At 68.0% G+C, this 22,907-nt stretch carries 19 protein-coding genes; 14 read left to right on the forward strand and 5 right to left on the reverse strand.

Annotated elements, in window-relative coordinates; all coding sequences use genetic code 11:
* Window positions 1-18: 18 nt before the first annotated feature.
* Window positions 19-1,140: an alkene reductase gene (locus KU887_RS06545; RefSeq protein ID WP_006481845.1), complete on the reverse strand. Its 1,122-nt coding sequence runs from the start codon at window positions 1,138-1,140 to the stop codon at window positions 19-21.
* A 156-nt stretch (window positions 1,141-1,296) separates the two neighbouring features.
* Here KU887_RS06545 and KU887_RS06550 point away from each other — a divergent pair, with 156 nt between their 5' ends.
* From KU887_RS06550 to KU887_RS06580, 7 genes are all read left to right on the forward strand, one after another.
* Complete coding sequence (locus tag KU887_RS06550) at window positions 1,297-2,196, forward strand: LysR family transcriptional regulator (RefSeq protein ID WP_006481749.1); 900 nt, start codon at window positions 1,297-1,299, stop codon at window positions 2,194-2,196.
* A gap of 149 nt (window positions 2,197-2,345) precedes the next feature.
* Window positions 2,346-2,972, forward strand: coding sequence for a flavin reductase family protein (locus KU887_RS06555; RefSeq protein ID WP_006497648.1), 627 nt, complete (start codon window positions 2,346-2,348; stop codon window positions 2,970-2,972).
* Between the two features lie 406 nt (window positions 2,973-3,378).
* Window positions 3,379-4,611: a 3-methyl-2-oxobutanoate dehydrogenase (2-methylpropanoyl-transferring) subunit alpha gene (locus KU887_RS06560; protein WP_006476388.1), complete on the forward strand. Its 1,233-nt coding sequence runs from the start codon at window positions 3,379-3,381 to the stop codon at window positions 4,609-4,611.
* A gap of 2 nt (window positions 4,612-4,613) precedes the next feature.
* A complete protein-coding gene (locus tag KU887_RS06565; protein ID WP_011545040.1) occupies window positions 4,614-5,654 on the forward strand; it encodes an alpha-ketoacid dehydrogenase subunit beta in 1,041 nt (346 codons plus the stop codon).
* A 1-nt stretch (window position 5,655) separates the two neighbouring features.
* The gene (locus tag KU887_RS06570; RefSeq protein WP_125333242.1) at window positions 5,656-6,969 is read left to right on the forward strand and encodes a dihydrolipoamide acetyltransferase family protein; all 1,314 of its coding nucleotides are present in this window, start codon (window positions 5,656-5,658) and stop codon (window positions 6,967-6,969) included.
* Window positions 6,970-6,973: 4 nt separating this feature from the next.
* Window positions 6,974-8,365 (forward strand): dihydrolipoyl dehydrogenase, encoded by a 1,392-nt coding sequence (gene lpdA / locus KU887_RS06575; RefSeq protein ID WP_258255298.1) that lies wholly within the window; start codon window positions 6,974-6,976, stop codon window positions 8,363-8,365.
* A 316-nt stretch (window positions 8,366-8,681) separates the two neighbouring features.
* Window positions 8,682-9,311 carry an NAD(P)H-binding protein gene (locus tag KU887_RS06580; protein WP_034200781.1) on the forward strand — a complete coding sequence of 210 codons (630 nt, stop codon included), beginning with the start codon at window positions 8,682-8,684 and terminating at the stop codon, window positions 9,309-9,311.
* Window positions 9,312-9,338: 27 nt separating this feature from the next.
* Here KU887_RS06580 and KU887_RS06585 read toward each other — a convergent pair whose 3' ends face one another.
* Entirely contained in the window at window positions 9,339-10,256 is a 918-nt protein-coding gene (locus KU887_RS06585) for a LysR family transcriptional regulator (RefSeq protein WP_058901302.1), read from the reverse strand.
* A gap of 128 nt (window positions 10,257-10,384) precedes the next feature.
* Here KU887_RS06585 and speB point away from each other — a divergent pair, with 128 nt between their 5' ends.
* The 4 genes from speB to KU887_RS06605 all read left to right on the forward strand — a co-directional run bounded on the left by speB (window position 10,385) and on the right by KU887_RS06605 (window position 14,964).
* Window positions 10,385-11,353 (forward strand): agmatinase, encoded by a 969-nt coding sequence (gene speB / locus KU887_RS06590; protein ID WP_059721241.1) that lies wholly within the window; start codon window positions 10,385-10,387, stop codon window positions 11,351-11,353.
* A gap of 42 nt (window positions 11,354-11,395) precedes the next feature.
* Complete coding sequence (locus KU887_RS06595; RefSeq protein WP_258255556.1) at window positions 11,396-11,809, forward strand: GNAT family N-acetyltransferase; 414 nt, start codon at window positions 11,396-11,398, stop codon at window positions 11,807-11,809.
* A 497-nt stretch (window positions 11,810-12,306) separates the two neighbouring features.
* Window positions 12,307-13,737, forward strand: coding sequence for a cytosine permease (locus KU887_RS06600; protein ID WP_258255299.1), 1,431 nt, complete (start codon window positions 12,307-12,309; stop codon window positions 13,735-13,737).
* 156 nt (window positions 13,738-13,893) lie between these two features.
* Window positions 13,894-14,964 carry a porin gene (locus KU887_RS06605; protein ID WP_258255300.1) on the forward strand — a complete coding sequence of 357 codons (1,071 nt, stop codon included), beginning with the start codon at window positions 13,894-13,896 and terminating at the stop codon, window positions 14,962-14,964.
* 58 nt (window positions 14,965-15,022) lie between these two features.
* On the opposite strand, the gene KU887_RS06610 is transcribed toward KU887_RS06605, so the two are convergent.
* Entirely contained in the window at window positions 15,023-15,979 is a 957-nt protein-coding gene (locus KU887_RS06610) for a LysR family transcriptional regulator (protein WP_006481805.1), read from the reverse strand.
* Window positions 15,980-16,171: 192 nt separating this feature from the next.
* Between KU887_RS06610 and KU887_RS06615 the strand changes: the two genes are divergently transcribed.
* From KU887_RS06615 to KU887_RS06625, 3 genes are read left to right on the forward strand one after another with little or no spacing between them, the layout of a single operon-like run.
* Complete coding sequence (locus KU887_RS06615) at window positions 16,172-17,482, forward strand: MFS transporter (protein WP_084750104.1); 1,311 nt, start codon at window positions 16,172-16,174, stop codon at window positions 17,480-17,482.
* Between the two features lie 31 nt (window positions 17,483-17,513).
* Window positions 17,514-18,785 carry a Zn-dependent hydrolase gene (locus KU887_RS06620; RefSeq protein WP_258255304.1) on the forward strand — a complete coding sequence of 424 codons (1,272 nt, stop codon included), beginning with the start codon at window positions 17,514-17,516 and terminating at the stop codon, window positions 18,783-18,785.
* 23 nt (window positions 18,786-18,808) lie between these two features.
* A complete protein-coding gene (locus tag KU887_RS06625) occupies window positions 18,809-19,831 on the forward strand; it encodes a histone deacetylase family protein (protein WP_006481821.1) in 1,023 nt (340 codons plus the stop codon).
* Window positions 19,832-19,937: 106 nt separating this feature from the next.
* Here KU887_RS06625 and KU887_RS06630 read toward each other — a convergent pair whose 3' ends face one another.
* Together KU887_RS06630 and KU887_RS06635 are read right to left on the reverse strand one after the other, a co-directional pair.
* Window positions 19,938-21,143, reverse strand: a complete 1,206-nt coding sequence (locus KU887_RS06630) for an MFS transporter (RefSeq protein ID WP_006497639.1) — start codon at window positions 21,141-21,143, stop codon at window positions 19,938-19,940.
* A gap of 754 nt (window positions 21,144-21,897) precedes the next feature.
* Entirely contained in the window at window positions 21,898-22,809 is a 912-nt protein-coding gene (locus tag KU887_RS06635; RefSeq protein ID WP_058901306.1) for a LysR family transcriptional regulator, read from the reverse strand.
* Window positions 22,810-22,907: the final 98 nt, after the last annotated feature.

The following is a 22,907-nucleotide window of genomic DNA, read 5'->3' on the forward strand; positions in this document are numbered from 1 at the left end:
GGCCGGGTGACGGTCTGCTTACGCGTCGAGCGTCGGGTAGTCGGTGTAGCCGGCTTCACCGCCGCCGTAAGCGGTGGACATGTCCGCGTGCGCGAGCGGGCGATCGTGTCGAATGCGCGTGACGAAATCGGGGTTCGCGATGAACGGGTAGCCAAACGACACGAGGTCGGCATGGCCGTCGGCGAGTGCCTGTTGCGCGCGTGCTTTCGTGTAGCCGCCGTTCGCGATGTAGAACCCGCCGAAGGCACGGCGCAATGCGCGGTAGTCGAACGGCGGCGCCTGATCGGCCGCGACCTGCGGAATGCCTTCGACGACGTGAAGATAGGTGGCGAGCCCGGTCAGCCGGTCGGCGAACCGCTCGAACAGCGCCTGCGGCTGGCTGTCCGCGATGCCGCCGAAATGCGGCGTGACCGGCGAAATGCGGACGCCCACGCGCGCGGGACTCACGACGCGTCCGACCGCCCGCACGACGTCGAGCGGCAGCCGGATCCGGTTGTCGATCTCCCCGCCGTACGGGTCGGTGCGCCGGTTGGTACCGTCGCGCAGGAACTGATCGAGCAGATAGCCGTTCCCCGCGTGAATCTCGACACCGTCGAAACCGGCCTGCAACGCGGCCTGCGCCGCATGCGCGTATTGCTCGACGATGCCGGGGATTTCATCGGTGTCGAGTGCGCGCGGCACGGGGTGCGGCTTCGGCCCGTCCGGCGTGAATGCCTGCCCGTCAGGCTGAATGGCCGACGGCGCGACGGGCAGCGCGCCGTCGGGCTGCAGATCGGGATGGCCGATGCGGCCGACGTGCGCGAGTTGGACGAAAATCCGGCCGCCTGCGCGATGCACGGCATCGGTCACGCGTTTCCAGCCGTCGATTTGCGCATCGCTGTAGATCCCCGGCGTGAACGGATAGCCCTTGCCGAGCGGCGAGATCTGCGTGCCCTCCGTGACGATCAGGCCAGCCGACGCGCGTTGGGCGTAGTAGGTGGCGTTGATCGCGCCCGGTGCATCGCCGGCGCCGGCCCGGCTGCGCGTCATCGGCGCCATCACGATGCGGTTGCCGAGTGTGATCCCGCCGAATTCGAGCGGGTCGAACAACGTGGCGCGGGTCGATGCCGCCCGGTCGGGTGAAGCGTGGTCGATCGTCATGATTCCATTTTCCTGTCGTGTTCATGGGTCGTCGACGCGCGAGCCGGGATGCCCGGCGTGCACGCGTCGAACGCTGCTGAGCACGAATTTAGGAGAATGCCGTGATCGAAACAATCGTCTAAAATGGATCGTTAAAATCGATTTTCTTGATGGATCATGGAGCGAAGCCCCAATCTGGAGCAACTGCGCGCGTTCATCGCGGTGGTCGAAGCCGGCAGCTTTTCCGGCGCGGCACGGCGGCTCGAGCGCGCGCAATCCGTCGTCAGCTACGCGATCGCCAATCTGGAGTCGTTGCTGGGCGTGCCGCTTTTCGAACGGGGCAAACGGCGGCCGACGCTGACGGCGGCCGGCGAAATCGTCCTGGCCGACGCACGGCGGCTCGACATGCTGACGGGCCAGTTGCTGGCGAAAACCGCCGGGCTGCGCGGCGGGGTGGAAGCCGAGCTGTCGCTGGCGGTGGACGTGATGTTTCCGCTGGCCAGACTCGTCGAGGGGCTGCGTGCGTTCGCCGACGAATTTCCCACGGTCGCGCTCAACCTGACCATCGAAGCGCTCGGCGGGGTGATGAAGCTGGTGGTCGACGGCGGCTGCGCGCTCGGCATCAGCGGGCCCGTGCAAAACTGGCCGGACGTGATCGATGCGACGTCCATGGGCGCGATCGAACTGGTCACCGTCGCCGCGCCCACACATCCGCTCGCGCAGCGCCGCGGGCGTGTGCCGCTGTCCGACGCGCGCGAATATACGCAGCTCGTGCTGACCGACCGAAGCAAACTGACCGAAGGGCAGTCGTTCGGCGTGTATGCGACGCGCACATGGAGGACCGCGGACCTCGGCGCGAAGCATCGACTGTTGCTCGAAGGGCTCGGCTGGGGTTCGATGCCGATGCATTTGATCGAGGACGATCTGCGGCAAGGCCGACTGGCCGTCGTGCGCTTGTCGGATCGCGATGTGTTTCGATACGGCATGTCGTTGATCCGGCGGGCCGATCGCGCGAGCGGGCCCGCGACGCAGTGGCTGATCGACCATCTGACGCGTCCGGGCGAACTGGAGGCCTGAAGCGCTGCACCGTCTCTGCGCTTCACTGCGCCGAAAACGGCGCCATGTGATACTGGCACGCACGTCGCAGCGGACACCTTCGTCGCCCCCGGCAAACGCGTGCCGCCGACCGCTTCCGTCATCGTTCGCCTCTCGCAAGACCATCCGTCATGACCGACTCGACCCACCACTATTACGAACCGTCGCAAGGCCACGGCCTGCCGCACGATCCGTTGAACGCGATCATCGGCCCGCGCCCGATCGGCTGGATTTCATCCCGCGGCAGCGACGGCACGCTGAACCTCGCGCCGTACAGCTTCTTCAACGCGTTCAACTATCGCCCGCCGATCATCGGCTTTTCGAGCACCGCCGCGAAGGACAGCCTGCGCAACGTGCAGGAAACCGGCGAGTTCGTGTGGAACCTCGCGACGCGCGATCTCGCCGAGCGGATGAACCAGACCTGCGCCGCCGTGCCGTACGACGTGAACGAATTCGAACTCGGCGGCCTGACCGCCGTGCCGTCGCGCCTCGTCGACGTGCCGCGCGTCGCGGAAAGCGGCGTCAACTTCGAATGCAAGGTGACCGACGTGATCCGGCTGCGCGATCATCGCGGCGTCGAGACGCCGGCCACGCTGGTGCTGGGCGAGGTCGTCGCGGTCCATATCCGCCATGACCTGCTGAAGGACGGCGTGTTCGACACGTTCGGCGCGGGCATCATTCTTCGTGCGGGTGGCCCGTCGGCCTATGCGCACGTGACGCCCGACAGCCGCTTCGACATCTTCCGGCCCGACGCATGATCGATCGCGCGCCGCAGTAGGCCGGCAATCGGCGCGGAAGCGCCCGAATCCGAAAAGACCCCGCGGAGATCGAGGATTTCGCGGGGTCTTTTGCTTCGTACCCTCAGAGGAAGCGGGCGCGCCGTTCGTCCGTCCCCCGATGCCCGATCGCCGCTGGCTCGGCGACCCCGCACCGCAGCAGACCTCTCCCGCGCCGCCACCGTGCGCCGCACTCACACGCCGCCTCCCTCCGCCATGGCAAATCTGCTCACCACGAACGAGCGGCTTGGGCATCGACGCCCGTCGCTGCCAGGCATAAATTTCCAAGGTTGACGTGCTTATCCGCGCGTCAGCTCGCGCGCAGGCCGGCAACCGGCCCGCGCGTTCCCAAACAGCGTGAGACACAATCGAGCGTGGAGACGACACGATGAGCCTGTCAGAGCCATTGCGTCTGCATGTGCCGGAGCCCACCGGGCGCCCGGGCTGCAAGACGGACTTTTCCTATCTGCATCTATCGCCGGCCGGCGCCGTTCGCCGCCCGCCGATCGACGTTGCCGCGGCGGACACCGCCGATCTCGCCCGCAGCCTCGTGCGCGTGCTCGACGACAACGGCAAGGCCGTTGGCCCGTGGGCGCCCGATCTCGACGATGCGCGACTCATCGCCGGGCTGCGCGCGATGCTCAAGACCCGCATTTTCGACGCGCGCATGATGATCGCGCAGCGCCAGAAGAAAATCTCCTTCTACATGTTGAGCCTCGGCGAAGAGGCGATCGGCACCGCGCACGCGATGGCGCTGCGCGACGGCGACATGTGCTTTCCGACCTACCGGCAGCAGAGCATCCTGATCGCGCGCGACGTGCCGCTCGAGCGGATGATCTGCCAGTTGATGTCGAACGAAGGCGATCCGCTGAAGGGCCGCCAGCTCCCGGTGATGTACTCGGACCGCGAAGCCGGCTTCTTCTCGATTTCCGGCAACCTCGCGACGCAGTTCATCCAGGCGGTCGGCTGGGCGATGGCGTCGGCGATCAAGGGCGACACGAAGATCGCGTCCGCGTGGATCGGCGACGGCGCGACGGCCGAAGCCGATTTCCACACCGCGCTCACGTTCGCGCACGTGTACCGCGCGCCGGTCGTGCTGAACGTCGTCAACAACCAGTGGGCGATCTCGACGTTCCAGGCGATCGCGGGCGGCGAGGGCACGACCTTCGCCGGGCGCGGCGTCGGCTGCGGGATCGCATCGCTGCGCGTCGACGGCAACGACTTCCTCGCGATCTACGCGGCGTCGAGCTGGGCGGCCGAACGCGCACGCCGCAATCTCGGCCCGACGCTGATCGAGTGGGTGACCTACCGCGCGGGCGCGCATTCGACGTCGGACGATCCGACCAAGTACCGGCCGAGCGACGACTGGTCGCATTTCCCGCTCGGCGATCCGATCGAGCGCTTCAAGCGCCACCTGATCGTGAAGGGCATCTGGTCGGACAGCGCGCACGACGCGTTGACGGCCGAGCTCGAGGCCGAGGTGATCGCCGCGCAGAAGGAAGCGGAGAAGTACGGGACGCTCGCCGACGACCGGATTCCGTCGCCGGCCTCGATGTTCGACGACGTGTACAAGGAGCTGCCCGCGCACCTGCGCCGTCAGCGCCAGGAACTGGGAGCGTGATCATGGCGCAACACGAGACAGGGACGGCGACGCAGCCGATGACGATGATCCAGGCGCTGCGCTCCGCGATGGACGTGATGCTCGGGCGCGACAGCGACGTGGTCGTGTTCGGGCAGGACGTCGGCTATTTCGGCGGCGTGTTTCGCTGTACCGAAGGACTGCAGAACAAGTACGGCAAGTCGCGCGTGTTCGATGCGCCGATCTCGGAAGGCGGGATCGTCGGCGCGGCGGTCGGGATGGGCGCGTACGGCTTGCGCCCCGTCTGCGAAATCCAGTTCGCCGACTATTTCTATCCGGCATCCGACCAGATCGTGTCGGAAGGCGCGCGGCTGCGCTACCGTTCGGCCGGCCAGTTCACCGCGCCGATGACGATCCGGATGCCGTGCGGCGGCGGGATCTACGGCGGGCAGACGCACAGCCAGAGCCCGGAGGCGATGTTCACGCAGGTGTGCGGGCTGCGCACCGTGATGCCGTCGAATCCGTACGACGCGAAAGGGCTGCTGATCGCGTCGATCGAGAACGACGATCCGGTGATCTTCCTCGAACCGAAACGGCTGTACAACGGCCCGTTCGACGGCCATCACGAACGGCCCGTCACGTCGTGGCTCAAGCATCCGGCGAGCGCGGTGCCCGAAGGCTACTACACGGTGCCGCTCGATACGGCCGCCGTCGTGCGGCCCGGCAACGACGTGACGGTGCTCACGTACGGCACGACGGTGCACGTATCGCTCGCCGCCGCCGAGGAGACCGGCATCGACGCGGAAGTGATCGACCTGCGCACGCTGTGGCCGCTCGACCTCGACACGATTGTCGCGTCGGTGCGCAAGACCGGGCGCTGCGTCGTGGTGCACGAGGCGACGCGCACCTGCGGCTATGGCGCGGAGCTCGTGTCGCTGGTCCAGGAACACTGCTTCTACCACCTCGAGGCGCCGGTCGAGCGCACGACGGGCTGGGACACGCCGTATCCGCATGCGCAGGAATGGGCGTATTTTCCGGGGCCGACCCGGGTCGGTGAAGCGTTGCGACGCGTGATGGAGGCGTGAGATGGGGATTCATGTCATCAAGATGCCGGATATCGGCGAAGGGATCGCCGAGGTCGAGCTGGTGGCCTGGCATGTGGAAGTCGGGCAGACGATCAAGGAAGACCAGCCGCTCGCCGACGTGATGACCGACAAGGCGGCGGTCGAGATTCCGTCGCCGGTGACGGGCAAGGTGATCGAGCTGGGCGGCCGGATCGGCGAGATGATGGCGGTCGGCAGCGAGCTGATTCGGCTGGAAGTCGAAGGCGACGGCAACCTGAAGGCCGGGGCACCGGTGCGGGAAACAAAGGTAGAAACCGCACCGGTCGCGGTGGCGGCACCGTCGAAACCGGTAGCCGACGCATCGGCCGAGTCGTCTGCGCAGCCGGCGGCGCCTCGTGCACCGGCGAAACCGCGCCGCGAGGAACCGGTCGCGCAGCCGCGCGTGGCGCTGGCACCGGGCGAACGGCCGCTCGCGTCGCCGGCCGTGCGTCAGCGTGCGTGGGACATGGGCATCGAGCTGCGCTACGTGCGCGGCACCGGTGAAGCCGGGCGGATCCTGCATGCGGATCTCGATGCGTATGCGCGCACCGGCGGCGGCTCGGCGCACGGGGCGCAACCGCGCGGCTACGACGAACGCCACGACGAAACCGAAGTGCCGGTGATCGGCTTGCGGCGCGCGATCGCGCGCAAGATGCAGGAAGCGAAGCGCCGCATCCCGCACTTCAGCTACGTCGAGGAAATCGACGTCACCGAGCTCGAATCGTTGCGCACGGAGCTGAACCGCCGCCACGGCGACACGCGCGGCAAGCTCACGCCGCTGCCGCTGCTGATCCGCGCGATGGTGATCGCGCTGCGCGACTTCCCGCAGATCAACGCGCGGTTCGACGACGAAGCGGGCATCGTCACGCGCTACGGCGCGGTGCACATGGGCGTCGCGACGCAGACGGACGGCGGCCTCACGGTGCCCGTGCTGCGTCATGCGGAAGCGCGTGACGTGTGGTCGATCTCGGCGGAAATCGCGCGGCTTGCCGACGCGGTGCGCGCGAACCGGGCGCAGCGCGACGAGCTGAGCGGGTCGACGATCACGATCTCGAGCCTCGGCGCACTCGGCGGCATCGTATCGACGCCGGTGATCAATCATCCGGAGGTGGGCATCGTCGGCGTCAACCGGATCGTCGAGCGGCCGATGATTCGCGACGGCGCGATCGTCGCGCGCAAGATGATGAACCTGTCGTCGTCGTTCGATCATCGCGTCGTCGACGGCGCGGATGCGGCCGAATTCATCCAGGCCGTGCGCGCGGTGCTCGAACGCCCGGCACTGCTGTTCGTGGAGTGAGCCGATGAAGAACGAACACACCACACTGCTCGTCATCGGCGGCGGCCCGGGCGGCTACGTCGCCGCGATCCGCGCCGGCCAGCTCGGCATTCCGACCGTGCTCGTCGAACGCGACCGGCTCGGCGGCACCTGCCTGAACATCGGCTGCATTCCTTCGAAGGCATTGATCCATGTGGCCGACGCATTCGAACAGGCGTGCGGCCATGCCGGCGAAGGCGCGCTCGGGATCCGCGTGCGCGCGCCCGAGATCGACATCGCGAAAAGCGTCGCGTGGAAGGACGGCATCGTCGACCGGCTGACGCGCGGCGTCGGCGCACTGCTCAAGAAGAACGGCGTGCGCGTGCTGCACGGCGAAGCGCGCGTGATCGACGGCAAGACCGTCGAAGTCGTCAGCGCCGGCCACGCGGTGCGGATCGGTTGCGAACACCTGTTGCTCGCGACCGGTTCCGAACCGGTCGAATTGCCGTCGATGCCGTTCGGCGGGCACGTCGTGTCGTCCACCGACGCGCTGTCGCCCGCGACGCTGCCGAAGCGGCTGGTCGTCGTCGGGGCCGGGTATATCGGGCTCGAACTCGGGATCGTCTATCGCAAGCTCGGCGTCGACGTCAGCGTCGTCGAAGCGGCCGAGCGCGTGTTGCCTGCGTACGATGCCGAACTCGTGCGGCCGGTTGCCGATTCGCTGGCGCGGCTCGGCGTGCGGCTGTGGCTCGGCCACAAGGTGCTCGGGCTCGACAAGCATGGCGCGGTGCGCGTGCAGGCGGCCGACGGCGCCGAGCAGACGCTGCCGGCCGATCGCGTGCTGGTTGCCGTCGGCCGCCGGCCGCGCGTCGACGGCTTCGGGCTCGAGACGCTGATGCTCGATCGCAACGGCCGCGCGCTGCGGATCGACGACACATGCCGGACCTCGATGCGCAACGTCTGGGCGATTGGCGACGTCGCGGGCGAGCCGATGCTCGCGCATCGCGCGATGGCGCAGGGCGAGATGGTGGCCGAGCTGATCGCCGGCCGGCGCCGCCAGTTCATGCCCGCGGCGATTCCGGCCGTGTGCTTCACCGATCCCGAGATCGTGACGGCCGGCTGGTCGCCGGACGATGCACACGCGGCCGGCGTCGATTGTCTGAGCGCATCGTTCCCGTTCGCGGCGAACGGTCGCGCGATGACGTTGCAGGTGACCGACGGATTCGTGCGCGTCGTCGCGCGGCGCGACAATCACCTGATCGTCGGCTGGCAGGCGGTCGGGCGCGGCATGTCGGAGCTGGCCGCGGCGTTCTCGCAGTCGCTGGAGATGGGCGCGCGGCTGGAAGACATCGGCGGCACGATCCACGCGCATCCGACGCTCGGCGAAGCGCTTCAGGAAGCGGCGTTGCGCGCGCTCGGACACGCGCTGCATGTCTGACGTGCGAGCCCGACAGGGCGCCGCCGGTGCGGGATGCGCGCATCGGCGGCGCTTGCGGCGGCGGAGGTACGTCATGTCGTTTCATTCGATCCGGAATGATGCAATGCCGACGTTCCGCATGCTCGTGCGGAACGGGCGCGACGGCATGGCGCGGCCGGGCCGTGCATCGAATCGCCCGGAACCCACCTGACAAGGCCGTAATTTTTCGAGACGAGCGGAGGGTTGTCGGCGCCGCGTTGGCCGGCGATCATGTCGATAGCCGGAAACCGGGCCGCCTCGGGCCCGCCAACGCAGGCTCCATACGGAAGAACCGGACATGAAACTGCTGCTCGTCGGCGCGACCGGGCTCGTCGGGCGCCACGTCCTCGACGTCGCGCTGGCCGATGCGCGGGTCGATCAGGTGATCGTCCTCGCGCGCCGGCCGTTGTCGCCGCATCCGAAGATGCGTGCGCTGGAAGTCGATTTCGACCAGTTGCCCGATGCGGCCGACTGGTGGCGCGCGGACGCCGTGATCTGCACGCTCGGCACCACGATGCGGGCGGCCGGCTCGCAAGCGGCCTTTCGGCGCGTCGATCACGACTATCCGCTCGCGGTCGCGCGGCGCGCGCACCGGCACGGCACGCCGACCTACGTGCTGAATTCCGCCCTCGGCGCGGACGCTGCGTCGCGCATCTTCTACAACCGTGTGAAGGGCGAGGTCGAACAGGCGCTCGCCGGTGTCGGCTTCGATTCGCTCACGTACGTGCGACCGGGCCTGATCGGCGGCAGCCGCGACGAGTTCCGGTTCGGCGAGCGGCTGTTCGTGTTCGCGCTGAGCGCCGTCGGGCCGGTGCTGCCGGCGAAATGGCGCGTGAATCCCGCGTCGCGGATTGCGCGTGCGATGCTCGACGCGGCGATCGACGCACGGCCGGGTGTGCAGGTCGTCGCGTCCGATCAGCTCGTCTGACGCCGCGCGGGCGGCGCGCCCGCCAGGCTATTCGTCCGCGTTCGCGTCGAGCGTGCCGAACTGCTCGGCGAGCGCTGCCGTGAACGCCTCCAGCGCTTCGCTGCCGTCGGAATTCCGCGGCGTCGCGAGCTGGAACTCGACCGTGTGGCTCAGCTTGCTCGCCAGCAGCCGGCGCATCTTCCCGGCAGCGACCCACGGCGCCGCGACGTGGTCGGGCAGGAAGCCGACGTGCGCGCCCGACAGGATGAAGATCACGTCGGCATCGACGTTTTCCGAAAACGCGGTCGGCTGCGCATTGCGCAGCGCCGCCCCCGACGTATTCGTCTTGTAGAGCCGCGCGACGTTGCTCGCGCGTGCGATGTCGTTGACCGACACGGTTTTCTTCGCGAACAACGGATGGCGGGCGCCGCAATGCAGCGACTGGTGCTCGACGAACAGCGGCGCGTAGTGCAGGCCGGCCTGATGGCCGGAGAAATAGCCGATCGCGAGTTGCAGTTCGCCTTTCAGCAGCCGGCGCTCCAGCTCGTCGGGCGGCACCGCGATCATTTCGATCAGCACGTCCGGCGCGCGCTCGCGAAAGCGGCCGACGGCCGCCGCGATCGACTCGACGACGTCCGGCGAGAGCCGCTCGGACAGGCCGATGCGCAATTCGCCAAGCAACGTGCCCGATACGTGCTGCGTGTCGCGCGTGAACACGTCCATCGCGTGCAGGAGGCGGCGCGTCGACTGCAGCACGCGTTCCCCCTTCGGCGTCAACCGGAAGCCGCTTTTGCCGCGATCGCACAGCCGGAATCCGAGCCGCGTCTCAAGCTTGGCCATGTGCGTGCTGATCGTCGACGGCGCCATGCCGAGCGTGCCCTGCGCGGCGCTGAAGCCGCCGCTTTCGACGATCGTCAGAAAGAGCCGCAGCAACTGCACATCCATGTCTCTGAGTCGGGTCAGCATGGCGATATATCGCAGTTTGTGAAGTTGGCTTATGTTAGTTCATATTTTTCGTTGCGTGCGGCGACGGCAGAATCGGGCACGAGGTCGCCGGCCGTGCGACCGTGTCCCCTTCAGACAGGAATCCGACGATGAGCCAGAACGATTTCGCGTTCACGCGCGACAGCCTCTACGGCACCCAGGCCGAACCCAGTTTCGCGGGCGCGACGAGCTTCATGCGCCGGCGTTTCAGCCGTGATCTCGACGGCGTCGATCTCGCGATCACCGGCGTGCCGTTCGATTCCGCCGCCTCGCACCGGCCCGGCACGCGGTTCGGCCCGCGCGGGTTGCGGATCGCGTCGACGGGCATCGCGTGGGAGCGCCCGTGGCCGTGGTCGTTCGATCCGTTCGACGTGCTGGCCGCGGTCGACTACGGCGATTGCGCGTTCGATCTCGGGCAGCCCGAAGCGGTGCCGGGCGCGATCGAGCGGCATGCCGATGCGATCCTCGCGCGCGGCTGCGCGATGCTGACGCTCGGCGGCGATCACTTCATCACGTATCCGCTGCTCAAGGCGCATGCGAAGGTGCACGGGCCGCTGTCGCTCGTGCATTTCGACGCGCATACCGACACGTGGCCCGACCGCGACGTGAAGCGCATCGATCACGGGACGATGTTCTATCACGCGGCGCGGGAAGGGTGGGTCGTGCCCGAACGATCCGCCCAGATCGGCATTCGCACGACCAACGACGATCCGATGGGCTTCGACATCCAGGATGCGCGCCACGTGCATGGGTCGACGCCCGCCGCGGTCGCCGCGCGCATTCGCGAGCGCGTCGGCGATCACCCGGTGTACCTGACGTTCGATATCGACTGTCTCGATCCGGCGTTCGCGCCGGGCACCGGGACGCCGGTCTCGGGCGGCCTGTCGAGCCATCAGGCGTTCGAGATCCTGCGCCACCTCGACGGCATCAACCTGGTCGGCATGGACGTGGTCGAAGTGTCGCCGCCGTACGATCATGCGGAAATCACGTCGCTGGCCGGTGCGACGATCGCGCTGGAACTGATCTGCCTGTATGCGTCGCGCCGGCGGCAGAAAAAGGAAGCGTCGATCGATGAATGACCTCACTGGCGCAGGGCCGTTCCCGGCGACGCGGCCGAATGCATCGCGCTGCGGGCGCGCACACGCGAGAACGCGTTCACCGAAGCGCAGTTGCGCGCGCTCGGCATCACCGTCGAAAGCTGGGACGACGGTATCCGCGACGGCCTGTTCTCGGGCCATGTCTGCTGCGTGCGCGGACGCATGGTCGGCTACTGCTTCGGCGACACCGGTTCCGGCGAGATCGTCGTGCTCGCGATGCTGCCCGAGTATGAAGGAGCGGGGATCGGCAAGCGGCTGCTGCGGCGCGTGATCGACGATTTCGCGGCGAACGGCTTCACGTCGCTGTTTCTCGGCTGCTCGACCGATCCGGCATCGCGTTCGTACGGGTTTTATCGCCATCTCGGCTGGATACCGACCGGGGAACTGGACGACGCGGGGGACGAGATTCTCACGTTTCAGGTCGGGCAGCGCGGTTGATCGCATGTGTGGTTCGGATCTCGGCGTCTGCCCGGTCCGGACAACTGCCTGGGCCAGACCAGGCACGCGGGGCATTGCAGCATACGCGCCGACGACGCGACGCTGCGTGTCGACATCGAGGCCGCGCATACCGGCCGGGCTCCCTCCGCCGACGCCATGACCTCTACGCCCGATCGGCGGTTTTCGCCGATCGGGCTTTCATTTTTCTGACATCCGTCTTGCGGCAATACTGCGTGGGTGTACCGCGATTGCTCGGACAATTTCGAAAGTCGATCGATACCGGGTAATCACCGATATCTCGCAAGTTGTATATACAAGATCATCCGCTGGCAATGTCGGCACGCGTCGTGCCGGTTGCGCGCCAGCGTGCAGACCGTGCGTGCGTGGCGCATGCCGGCGATCCACGGCGCCCCGCACCCGCAGAGCCGAAAGAGCGGCTCGCAGCTTCCTGTCCCGTTCAAACCATATGTGGTCCTGAGTATTTTGGAGATTGACCCGTGTCAACGAATTCCAGTGGAAAAGCCGGCGGACTGATCGAGGTACGCTCGATCGACTTCATTCCCGACGCCGAGCGCCACGGCGGCCTGCTGAGCCAGTTCACGCTGTGGCTGTCGGCCAACATGCAGATCACGGCCATCGTCACGGGCGCGCTCGCGGTCGTGCTCGGCGGCGACGTGTTCTGGTCGCTGGTCGCGCTGCTGCTCGGCCAGTTCGTCGGCGGCGCGGTGATGGCGCTGCACGGCGCGCAGGGGCCGCAGCTCGGGTTGCCGCAGATGATCTCGAGCCGCGTGCAGTTCGGCGTGTACGGCGCGATGATCCCGATCGTGCTGGTGTGCCTGATGTACATCGGCTTTTCCGCCAGCGGCTCGGTGCTGGCCGGGCAGGCCGTCGCGCAACTGCTGCACGTCGACGACGCGGCCGGCATCCTGCTGTTCGCTGCCGTGATCGTCGTGCTGACCGTGTTCGGCTATCGCGCGATCCATTTCGTCGGCCGGATCGCGAGCGTGATCGGCATCGTCGCGTTCGTCTACATGTTCGCGCAGTTGTTCGCGAACCACGACATCGGCGCGCTGCTCGCGAACCGGCATTTCTCGCTGGCGAGCTTCCTGCTCGCGATGTCGCTGTCCGCGTCGTGGCAGATCGCGTTCGGCCCGTACGTGGCCGACTATTCGCGCTACCTGCCGCGCTCGACGTCGTCGGTCGCGACGTTTGTCGCGGTCGGCCTCGGCTCGGTGATCGGCGCACAGGCGGCGATGGTGTTCGGCGTGTTCGCGGCCGCGTTGGCCGGCAGCCAGTTCGCGCACCATGAGGTGTCGTACATCGTCGGCCTGGGTTCGACGGGCGCCGTGGCCGCGCTCCTGTATTTCAGCATCGCGTTCGGCAAGGTGACGGTGACGGCGCTCAACGCGTACGGCAGCTTCATGTCGATGGCGACGATCGTCAGCGGCTTTCGCGGCAAGGGCGCGGTATCGTCGAAGAGCCGCCTCGTGTACATCTTCGGGATGATCTGCGTGTCGACGCTGATCGCGCTCGCGGGCCGTCATTCGTTCCTGAAGGAATTCACCGCGTTCATCCTGTTCCTGCTCGCGTTCTTCACGCCGTGGAGCGCGATCAACCTGGTCGATTACTACTGCTTCACGCGTTCGCGCTACGACGTGCCGGCGCTGTCCGATCCGGACGGCCGCTATGGCCGCTGGAACGTGATGGCCATCACGATCTACGTGGTCGGCATCCTGTTGCAACTGCCGTTCATGTCGACGCACATCTACACCGGGCCGCTCGTCGATGCGCTCGGCGGCACCGACATCTCGTGGATTCTCGGCCTCGTCGTGCCGGCCGTGCTGTATTACGTCGGTGCCCGCGCGTCGCGACGCAGCATTCCGGAACGCCTGATCCTGCCGCTCGAACGCGGCGAAGTTCACCACTGACCACACGTCTCGCGCATCGGGCCGGCAAGCCGCCGGCGTGAGCGCCGAGCCGGGCGCGGCCTGCGCCGGCTCCGTCAACACGATTCCGTATCCCGCGATACCGGAGCGGCATCACGCCGCGTCCGGCATCGCTTCAATCTCGACCTATTGAATAGTATGACTAAGAAAAATGAAGCGCACGGCAGCGGTTGCCGTGCGCGGCCGGCGCACGCCGGTCTTCGCTTCACGGTGGCGGTCGCCTGCCTCGCCGGTTCGGGCGCTGCGCTCGCGCAGGATGGCGTCACGCTGTATGGCGTGATCGACGAATTCGCGCAGGTCGTGAATACGGGCAACGGCTATACGGCGGCGATCGACTCGGGCGGGCAGTGGGGCAGCCGGTTCGGCTTGAAGGGCGGCGAGGATATCGGCGGCGGGCAGAAGATCGAGTTCGCGCTGGAAAACGGCTTCAACCCGAACGACGGCTCGCTCGCGAGTGCCGGCACGATGTTCAACCGGCAGGCGTGGGTCGGCATCGCGGGGCAGTGGGGCAAGGTGCGCGCGGGCCGGCAGAACTCGCCGCTGTTCAACGACCAGGGCGGGCAGGATGCGTTCGGCGGCGTCACGCAGGCGTCCGGCATGGACAACCTGACCGTGTTCGCCTTCCGCACGAGCAATACGCTGTCGTACCAGAGCCCGGAGATCGCCGGTTTCCAGGGCGGGCTGTACGTCGGGTTCGGCGACGCGGGCGGCGTGCGCTCGGCCGGCTCCAGCCGGCAGTTCGACCTGACCTACGAACACGGCCCGTTCGGCGCATTCGTCGCGGGGCAGTGGTTGAAGAACGCCGCGGCCACCACGACCGATCGCACGATCATGGCCGGCGCGTCGTACGCGATCGGCAAGGCCACCGTGTATGGCGGTTTTTCCGCGGTGAAGTGGGCCGACCTCGGGATCGATTCGCGCGTATACGGAGTGTCAGTCAAGTATCACTTCAATCCTGCCAACATCATCGCGCTCGGTTATGCGTACCTGCACGACCAGTCGTCGCAACGCAATCATGCGGACCAGCTCGGGCTGATGTACGAATACGACCTGTCGAAGCGCACGAGCTTCTACGGCGCGCTGTCGTACCTGCGCAACCGCAACCAGGCCGGCTACACGCTCGCCGGTGCGGCGAACCCCGGCCTGCCGCTCGCGTACCCGGGCGCGAATGCGCGCGGCGTGCAACTCGGCATCGTGCATCGCTTCTGACGCACGCAACGCGCCGGGCCGCGTGTGCCCGGCGCGTGCACCGGGCGCGCCCGCGCCGTCATTTGCCGAGCCGCTCCGCGAGCGAGTAGCGCTGCATGCAGCGCTCCATCGCGTCGAGAAACGCGTGCTCGGCCGCATTCATCTTGCGGTCGCGATGCCACAGCAGGAACACGTCGACGTCGACGAGCCCGTCGTCGGGCGGCAGCCGCCACAGCCGTTGCTGCGCGATGTCGTCGCGCACGATGTGCTCGGGCAGGCAGCCGATCCCGTAGCCCGCGAAGATCAGCCGCCGCACTTCCTCCAGGCTCGGCGACGACGCGACGATGCGCCCCGTGAAACCCTTCTGGTCGCGGAACACGGTGAGTGGCGACAGGCTGTCGCCGATCTGGTCGCTCGTGAACGACACGAAATTTTCCGCGAGCAGGTCGTCCATCCGTAACTGCGTCTGCCCGAACAACCGGTGATGGCGGCCGCAGTAGATCGCATAGCGCTGGCGCAGGAAGCAGCGCATTTCCAGCTTGTCGTGCGGCGTGCGGCACAGGCCGAGCCCGGCCGTGGCCGTCTTCTGCAGCAGCGACGACAGGATGTCTGACGAACGCATCACCTCGATCTGCAGGTCGATACGCGGATACGCGCGATGGAAATCCGCGAGGAACTCGTCGTAGACGGGCGATTCGATGCGGCTCACCGTCAGCAGCCGGATCGAACCGGTCAGATCGGCCGTGCTGTCGTCGATTTCGGTTTCGAGGCGCGAGATGCCGCCGTAGATATCGCTCGCGATCCGGTACACGGCCTCGCCCGCCGGCGTCGGCGCGAAGTGCGCGCCGCGCCGCTCGATCAGCCGGCGCTCGAGCGTCTCCTCGAGCCGCCGCAACGCCTGGCTCACGGCCGGCTGCGTGACGTGCAGGCGGGCGGCCGCGCGGCTCACGCTGCGCTCCTGCATGATCACCAGGTAAGTGCGCAGCAGGTTCCAGTCGAGACGGTCGTTCAGGAACGGGGCGAGGTCGGGGCGCATCGGGTCTCCGGACGGGCGGGGGGGGTAAGTCATTAGTTGAATTTATACGGTGAATAATAACTTGAAATTTGACTAATGATTTGCGGTCACCGATAAAGGAGGGGCGCCGCAGCGTGCGGCGCGAGGCCGCGACAGACGGCCGTCATCACGATATTGCGCGCCGCCCCGCCGCGGCGCGCGTCAGGAGCCCGCATGACCCAGTCCCTTCCTTCCGCCCGCCAGCCGGGACGCGCCGCGACGGCCGCGTTCATCGGCACGATGATCGAGTGGTACGACTTCTACATCTACGCGACCGCCGCCGCGCTCGTGTTCGGCGAACTGTATTTCCCGTCGCATGACCGCTTCGTCAGCACGATGGCGTCGTTCGCGACGTTCGCGGTCGGTTTCTTCGCGCGTCCGCTCGGCGGCGTGATCTTCGGCCATCTCGGCGACCGCATCGGCCGCAAGAAGGCGCTGATGACGACGCTGATGATGATGGGCGTCGCGACCGTGTGCGTCGGGCTGCTGCCCGATTATTCGAAGGTCGGCATCCTCGCGCCGGTGTTGCTCGTCGCGCTGCGCGTCGTGCAGGGGATCGCGGTCGGCGGCGAATGGGGCGGCGCGGTGCTGATGGCGGGCGAGCATGCGCCTCAGGGGCGCCGCACGTTTTTCGCGTCGTTCGCGCAGCTCGGCAGCCCGGCCGGGTTGATCCTGTCGTTGATCGCGTTCCGCGCGGTCACGTCGATGGACAAGGCCGATTTCCTCGCATGGGGCTGGCGCCTGCCGTTTCTCGCGAGTTCGGTGCTGCTCGTGGTCGGCATCCTGATCCGGCTCGGCGTGAACGAGTCGCCGGAATTCGCGCGGGTGAAGGAAGCCAACCGCACGGTGAAGCTGCCGGTCGCGGAAGTGTTCCGTTCCGCGTCGGGGCTCGTGCTGCTCTGCATCGGCGCGAACACGATCGGCATCGCGGGCGTCTATTTCACGAACACGTTCATGATCGCGTACACGACGCAGTACGTCGGCGTCTCGCGTTCGCTGATCCTCGACAGCCTGTTCGCGGTCGCGATCATCCAGTTCTTCGCGCAGCCGCTCGCGGCCTGGATCGCCGAGCGTATCGGCGGCGCGCGCTTCCTCAAGCTCGCGGCGCTGCTCGCGATGCTGTCGCCGTATCCGATGTTCATGCTCGTGCAGGGCGGCACGTCCGCGTCGCTGATCGCCGGCATCGCGCTCGCCGTGGTGTGCATGGCGGGCTTCTATTCGGTGATCGCGGGCTTCGTCAGCGACGTGTTTCCCGCGCACGTGCGTTATTCGGCGATCTCGCTCGCCTATCAGATCTGCGGCGCGATCGCGGGTGGCCTGACGCCGCTCGTCGGCACGTGGCTCGCGCATCGCTTCGCGGGCCAGTGGTGGCCGCTCGCGGTGTTCTACACGTGTCTCGCCGGCATTTCGCTGCTCTGCATCGTCGCGCTCGATGCGCGCCGCGCCGCGCAGCCGGCTGCCGCCGAAGCGTTCGGCTCGCATTGACCCTCAACGAACGAATTGATCCGGAATGCATATGAACGATCTGCTGGAAATCGACGGCGCCCGCCTGTGGCAGAGCCTGGCCGACATGGCGCGCGTCGGCGCGACGCCGCGCGGCGGCGTGCGGCGTCTCGCCCTCACCGATGACGACCGGCGCGGGCGCGACCTGTTCGCGCAATGGTGCCGCGACGCGGGGATGACGGTGAGCGTCGACACGGTCGGCAACCTGTTCGCCCGGCGTGACGGCGCTGATGCGCACGCCGCGCCGGTGCTGATCGGCAGCCATCTCGACACGCAGCCCGAAGGCGGCCGCTTCGACGGCGTCTATGGCGTGCTCGCCGGGCTGGAACTCGTGCGCACGCTGAACGACGCCGGCATCGCGACCGACAAGCCGCTCGAGATCGTGTCGTGGACCAACGAGGAAGGGGCGCGCTTCGCGCCCGCGATGCTCGGTTCGGCGGTGTTCACGGGCGCGTTGCCGCTCGACGACGCGCTCGCGAAGCAGGACGCCGACGGCGTCACGCTCGGCGCGGCGCTCGACGCGTGCGGCTATCGCGGCACGCGTGCGACGGGCGGTGCGGTCGACGCGTATTTCGAGGCGCATATCGAACAGGGCCCCGTGCTCGAGGCGAACGGCACGACGATCGGCATCGTCACGGGCGGCCAGGCGATCCGCTGGCTCGACGTGACGGTGACGGGCGTGGCCGCGCACGCGGGCACGACGCCGATGCCGTATCGCAAGGACGCGTATTTCGCGAGCGCGCAGATCGCGCTCGAACTCGAACGGATCGTCGCCGCTTATGCGCCGCGCGGGCTCGCGACGATCGGCCAGGTCGGCATCCGCAATGCGTCGCGCAACACGATTGCCGGCGACCTGACGTTCACGGTCGACCTGCGTCATCACGACGATGCGGAAGTCGATGCGATGGAGCGCGACCTGCGCGACGCCTGCGCACGCGTCGCCGCCGCGCGCGGCGTGCAGGTGGCGGTCGAAACCTGCTGGCGCAGCCCGGCGACGCCGTTCGACCGCGCTTGCGTCGGGCTGGTCGCGCAGGCGGCGGCCGCATTCGGCTACACGCACGAACGGATCGTGAGCGGCGCCGGCCACGACGCGATCCTGCTCGCACGCCGCTTCCCGACCGCGATGGTGTTCATTCCGTGCGTCGACGGCCTGTCGCACAACGAAGCCGAGGATGCGTTGCCCGACGACGTGACGCGCGGCACGAACGTGCTGCTCCATGCGGTGCTGGCGCGGGCCGGCATCGCGGCGCGCGTCGACGCGGCGGCTGCCGCGCACGGCGCCTGATCCGGCGAATCGACGAGGACCCCATGAAAACCTATTTCCATCCCGAACAACTGCTGCACCATCCGCGCAGCTACCTGTCGCGCGGCCAGATGCGCGAACCGCAGGAAGTGCCCGAGCGCGCGGCGCGGCTCGTCGCGGCCGTCCGGTCGCTCGACTTCGATGTGCGCGAGCCGGCCGACCGCGGCACCGCGCCGATCGCGGCCGTGCACGACATGAACTACCTGCGCTTTCTCGAGGACGCGCACCGCGACTGGAAGCAGATGCCCGACGACTGGGGCGACGAAGTGATGTCGAACGTGTTCGTGCGCGATCCGAACCCGCTGCGCGGCGTGCTCGCGAAAGCCGCGCGTTATCTCGCCGACGGCAGTTGCCCGGTGGGCGCGAACACGTGGCGCGCGGCGTACTGGTCCGCGCAGGGCGCGCTGGCGGCCGCGGCCGACGTCAACGACGGCGCCCGCGAAGCCTATGCGCTGTGCCGGCCGCCCGGCCATCATGCGCGCCGCGACGCGGCGGGCGGCTTCTGCTACCTGAACAACGCGGCGATTGCCGCGCAGGCGCTGCTCGGCCGCCATCGCCGCGTCGCGATCCTCGATACCGACATGCATCACGGGCAGGGCGTGCAGGAGATTTTCTACGGCCGCGACGATGTGCTGTACGTGTCGATCCACGGCGACCCGACCAACTTCTACCCGGTCGTCGCCGGTTACGAGGAAGAGACGGGGGCGGGCGCCGGCGACGGCTTCAACCTCAACCTGCCGATGCCGCACGGCGCGCCGGAGTCGGCGTTCTTCGAGCGGCTCGACGACGCGCTGCGCGCGCTCGACCGGTTCCAGCCCGATGCGCTCGTGCTCGCGCTCGGCTTCGACATCTACAAGGACGACCCGCAGTCGCAGGTGGCGGTCACGACCGACGGGTTCGGGCGGCTCGGCGGTGCGATCGGCGCGCTCGGGTTGCCGACGGTGATCGTGCAGGAGGGCGGTTATCACCTCGCGAGTCTCGACGCGAACGCGCGCGCGTTTTTCGGCGGGTTTGCCGCGGGGCGCTGACTGAACCGTCGGAACCGGACTGCTCGCTGAAAATGACAACGGCCGCATTGCGCGGCCGTAAAAATGCATGCGGAACGAGCCCGGGCAGTCCGGGCGTTGTGTGCCCTTATGAATTCGCGGCGGCCGGCGAGCGGCGGCGCTGCGTGACCTGCAGCATCACGAGTGCGAGCCCGGCGGCGGCGATCAGCGCGCCGACGAGCGGCACCGCCGCGTAGCCGAACCCGGCCGAGATCGCCGCCCCGCCGGCGGCGGCGCCGACCGCGTTGCCGAGGTTGAACGCGCCGATGTTGACGGCCGACGCGAGGCCCGGCGCTTCGTGGGCCGCGCGCATCACGCGCATCTGCAGCGGCGGCACGACCGCGAACGTCGCGATCCCCCAGACCAGCAGCGTGACGCCGGCGCCCGCATGGGTGGTGGCGAGCAGCGGGAACGCGGCCATCGTCGCGATCAGCAGCAACAGGAAGCCGATCAGCGTGCCGTCGAGCGAGCGGTCGGCCAGACGGCCGCCCGCGATGTTGCCGATCGAGAAGCCGACGCCGATCAGCACCAGCATCGCGGTCACGAAGCCGGGCGTCGCGCCCGTCAGGTGTTCGAGCGTCGGTGCGACGTACGTATAGAGCGTGAACATCGCGCCGGCGCCGAGCACCGTCGTCCCGAGCGCGCCGAGCACGACCGGGCGCGTCAGCACGGACAGCTCGGCACGCAGGTCGGGCATCTTGCCGGCTTCGCCCTTCGGCAGCGCGGCGAACAGGCCGGCGATCGCGATCAGGCCAAGGCCGGCAGTCGCCGCGAACGACATGCGCCAGCCGATGATCTGGCCGAGCCAGGTCGCGGCCGGCACGCCGCCGACGTTCGCGATCGTCAGGCCCATGAACATCGTCGCGACCGCGCTGGCCTGCTTTTCGCGCGGCACGAGGCTTGCCGCGACCACCGAGCCGAGCCCGAAGAACGCGCCGTGGTTGAGGCTCGTCACGAGGCGGGCGAGCAGCAGCGTCGTGTAGTCCGGTGCGACGGCCGACAGCAGGTTGCCGATCGTGAAGATCGACATCAGCGCGATCAGCGCGGAGCGGCGCGACCAGCGCGCGAGCAGCAGCGTCATCAGCGGCGCGCCGACCATCACGCCGATCGCATACGCGCTGATCAGCATGCCGGCTTGCGGAATCGATACGTGCACGCCGTCGGCGATCACGGGCAGCAGGCCCATCGGCGAGAACTCGGTCGTGCCGATGCCGAACGCGCCGGCGGCGAGCGCCAGCAGCGGCAGCGTGGCGCTGCCGCCGGGGCGGGACGGAGAGGAAGTCGTGGTGTTCACGCAGTGGGCTCCTTGTAAGCGGGGAACAATGGCACGAAGCCATTGAGGACAGCGCGAAGTGTGCCTGCATTACTTTTGCGGAAAAAGCCGCATCCGGACGAAATTATCTTGATTTCATGTCAACAATGCAGCGGCGGCGCGATGCGCGTGGCGTGACGCGTGAGCGGGGCTTCGGCGGGACAGGCGAACGGCGGGGATTTTCCGAAAGATCTTCGTCAAGCATGAGACCGCGATTTCCGGACAGGCAGCGGTGGCTCGGGCGCTTCGTCGTCGCCGGGCGAGTTGGCCTGCGCGACGCTCGGGAAGGCGTCCGGCGGCTGGGGCGGCGACATGCGGCTGCGTGGCCGGCACGCATGGCTTCGAGATAGAGGATGGCGTGCAGCCCGCGTCGCGAAATGGCCGGAAAGCGCTTCGCTACAACGCGCATCGACAAAAAAGCCCCGACCACAGGGGGACCATGGCCGGGGCGGAAACGCATCCTCTCTTTGGCACGAGGGTTGGATGCGCGCGCAGTATATTTCGGGCCATGACGATTCGAACCGGTGTTAAACGGCCGTTTTTGGTGTCAATTTGAAGATTGTGATGTCGTCGCGTCGGCTGTCGGTGTTCTGAAAGATTTTTCGATGACACGGCGGTGTCATTCCGTGTGCAAAAGCATCGAAACCGACGAGATCGCGGAGCGGATTTTCCGTACGTCGCGTTTGGCGGCGCCAGTCGCATCGACCGATTCTGCGCCGCTGCGTCCGGCCCGCGTTCAGCCCGGTTCGCCGGCCGCATCGCGGACCGCCGCGAGAAACCGCGCGACGACGGGCGACGGCGCCGCCGCCGCGCCGTCGAACACGAACTCGATGTCGAAGCGGCTCGCAAGCTCGTCGAGCGCGACGAGCCGGACCGTGCGCGGGCAGGTCGGCGACGCGCTTTCCGGCACGAACGCGCAGCCCATGCCGGCCGCGACGAGGCCGATCAGCGTCGGGATGTCGCTGCCGACCTGCGCGATGCGCGGCGTGAAGCCGGCCTGCTGGCACTGCGTCATCAGGAACCGGTGGTGCGCGGCGGAGCGCTGCGCATCGAACCACACGAACGGGGCGTCGGCGACATCGGCCAGCGTGCGCGGCGCGACGAAGCGGCCGCCCGGCGGCGCGGGCATCGCGAGCACGAAGCGGTCGCTCAGCAGCCGCACACCCGCCAGGTGCGGCGCTTCCTCGCGACGCCACGCCATGATCCCGGCGTCGAGCTGACCGCGCATCAGCGCGCTCGCCTGTTCGGCCGACAGCATCGGCGCGATCGACAGTTTCACGTCCGGGCACGCATCGCGAAACGTCTTGAGGACGTTCGCGACGATCGGCAACGGCAGGCAGTTCGGCAGCGCGCCGAGCCGCAGTTCGCCGAGCTGGCCGGCCGCGCTGCGCAACGCGCGTTCGCGGCTGTCCTGCAGCATGGCGAGCAGGCCGGTCGCATCCTGCAGGAAGCTCGTGCCGGCCGCCGTGAGCGTGACGCCGGTCGCGCGACGGATCAGCAGCGGCGTGCCGATCGCATCCTCGAGCTCGCGGATCTGCCGCGACAGCGCGGGCTGCACGATGCCGGCCGCGCGGGCGCCGGCCATCACGCTGCCGGCCTGGGCGACGGCGACGAAGTAGCGCAGGTGACGCAGTTCGATCTGGCGCATGTGGTGTCGGTGCGGTCGGGTAGATATGCCTGTGAAGCATAGCAGACACCATTAGATGGTATTGGAAAGCATGACCGGCCTGCCGTACGATGACCTTC

The organism is Burkholderia sp. EMB26 (assembly GCF_024730645.1).
In the GTDB taxonomy this organism is placed as follows: domain Bacteria; phylum Pseudomonadota; class Gammaproteobacteria; order Burkholderiales; family Burkholderiaceae; genus Burkholderia; species Burkholderia cenocepacia.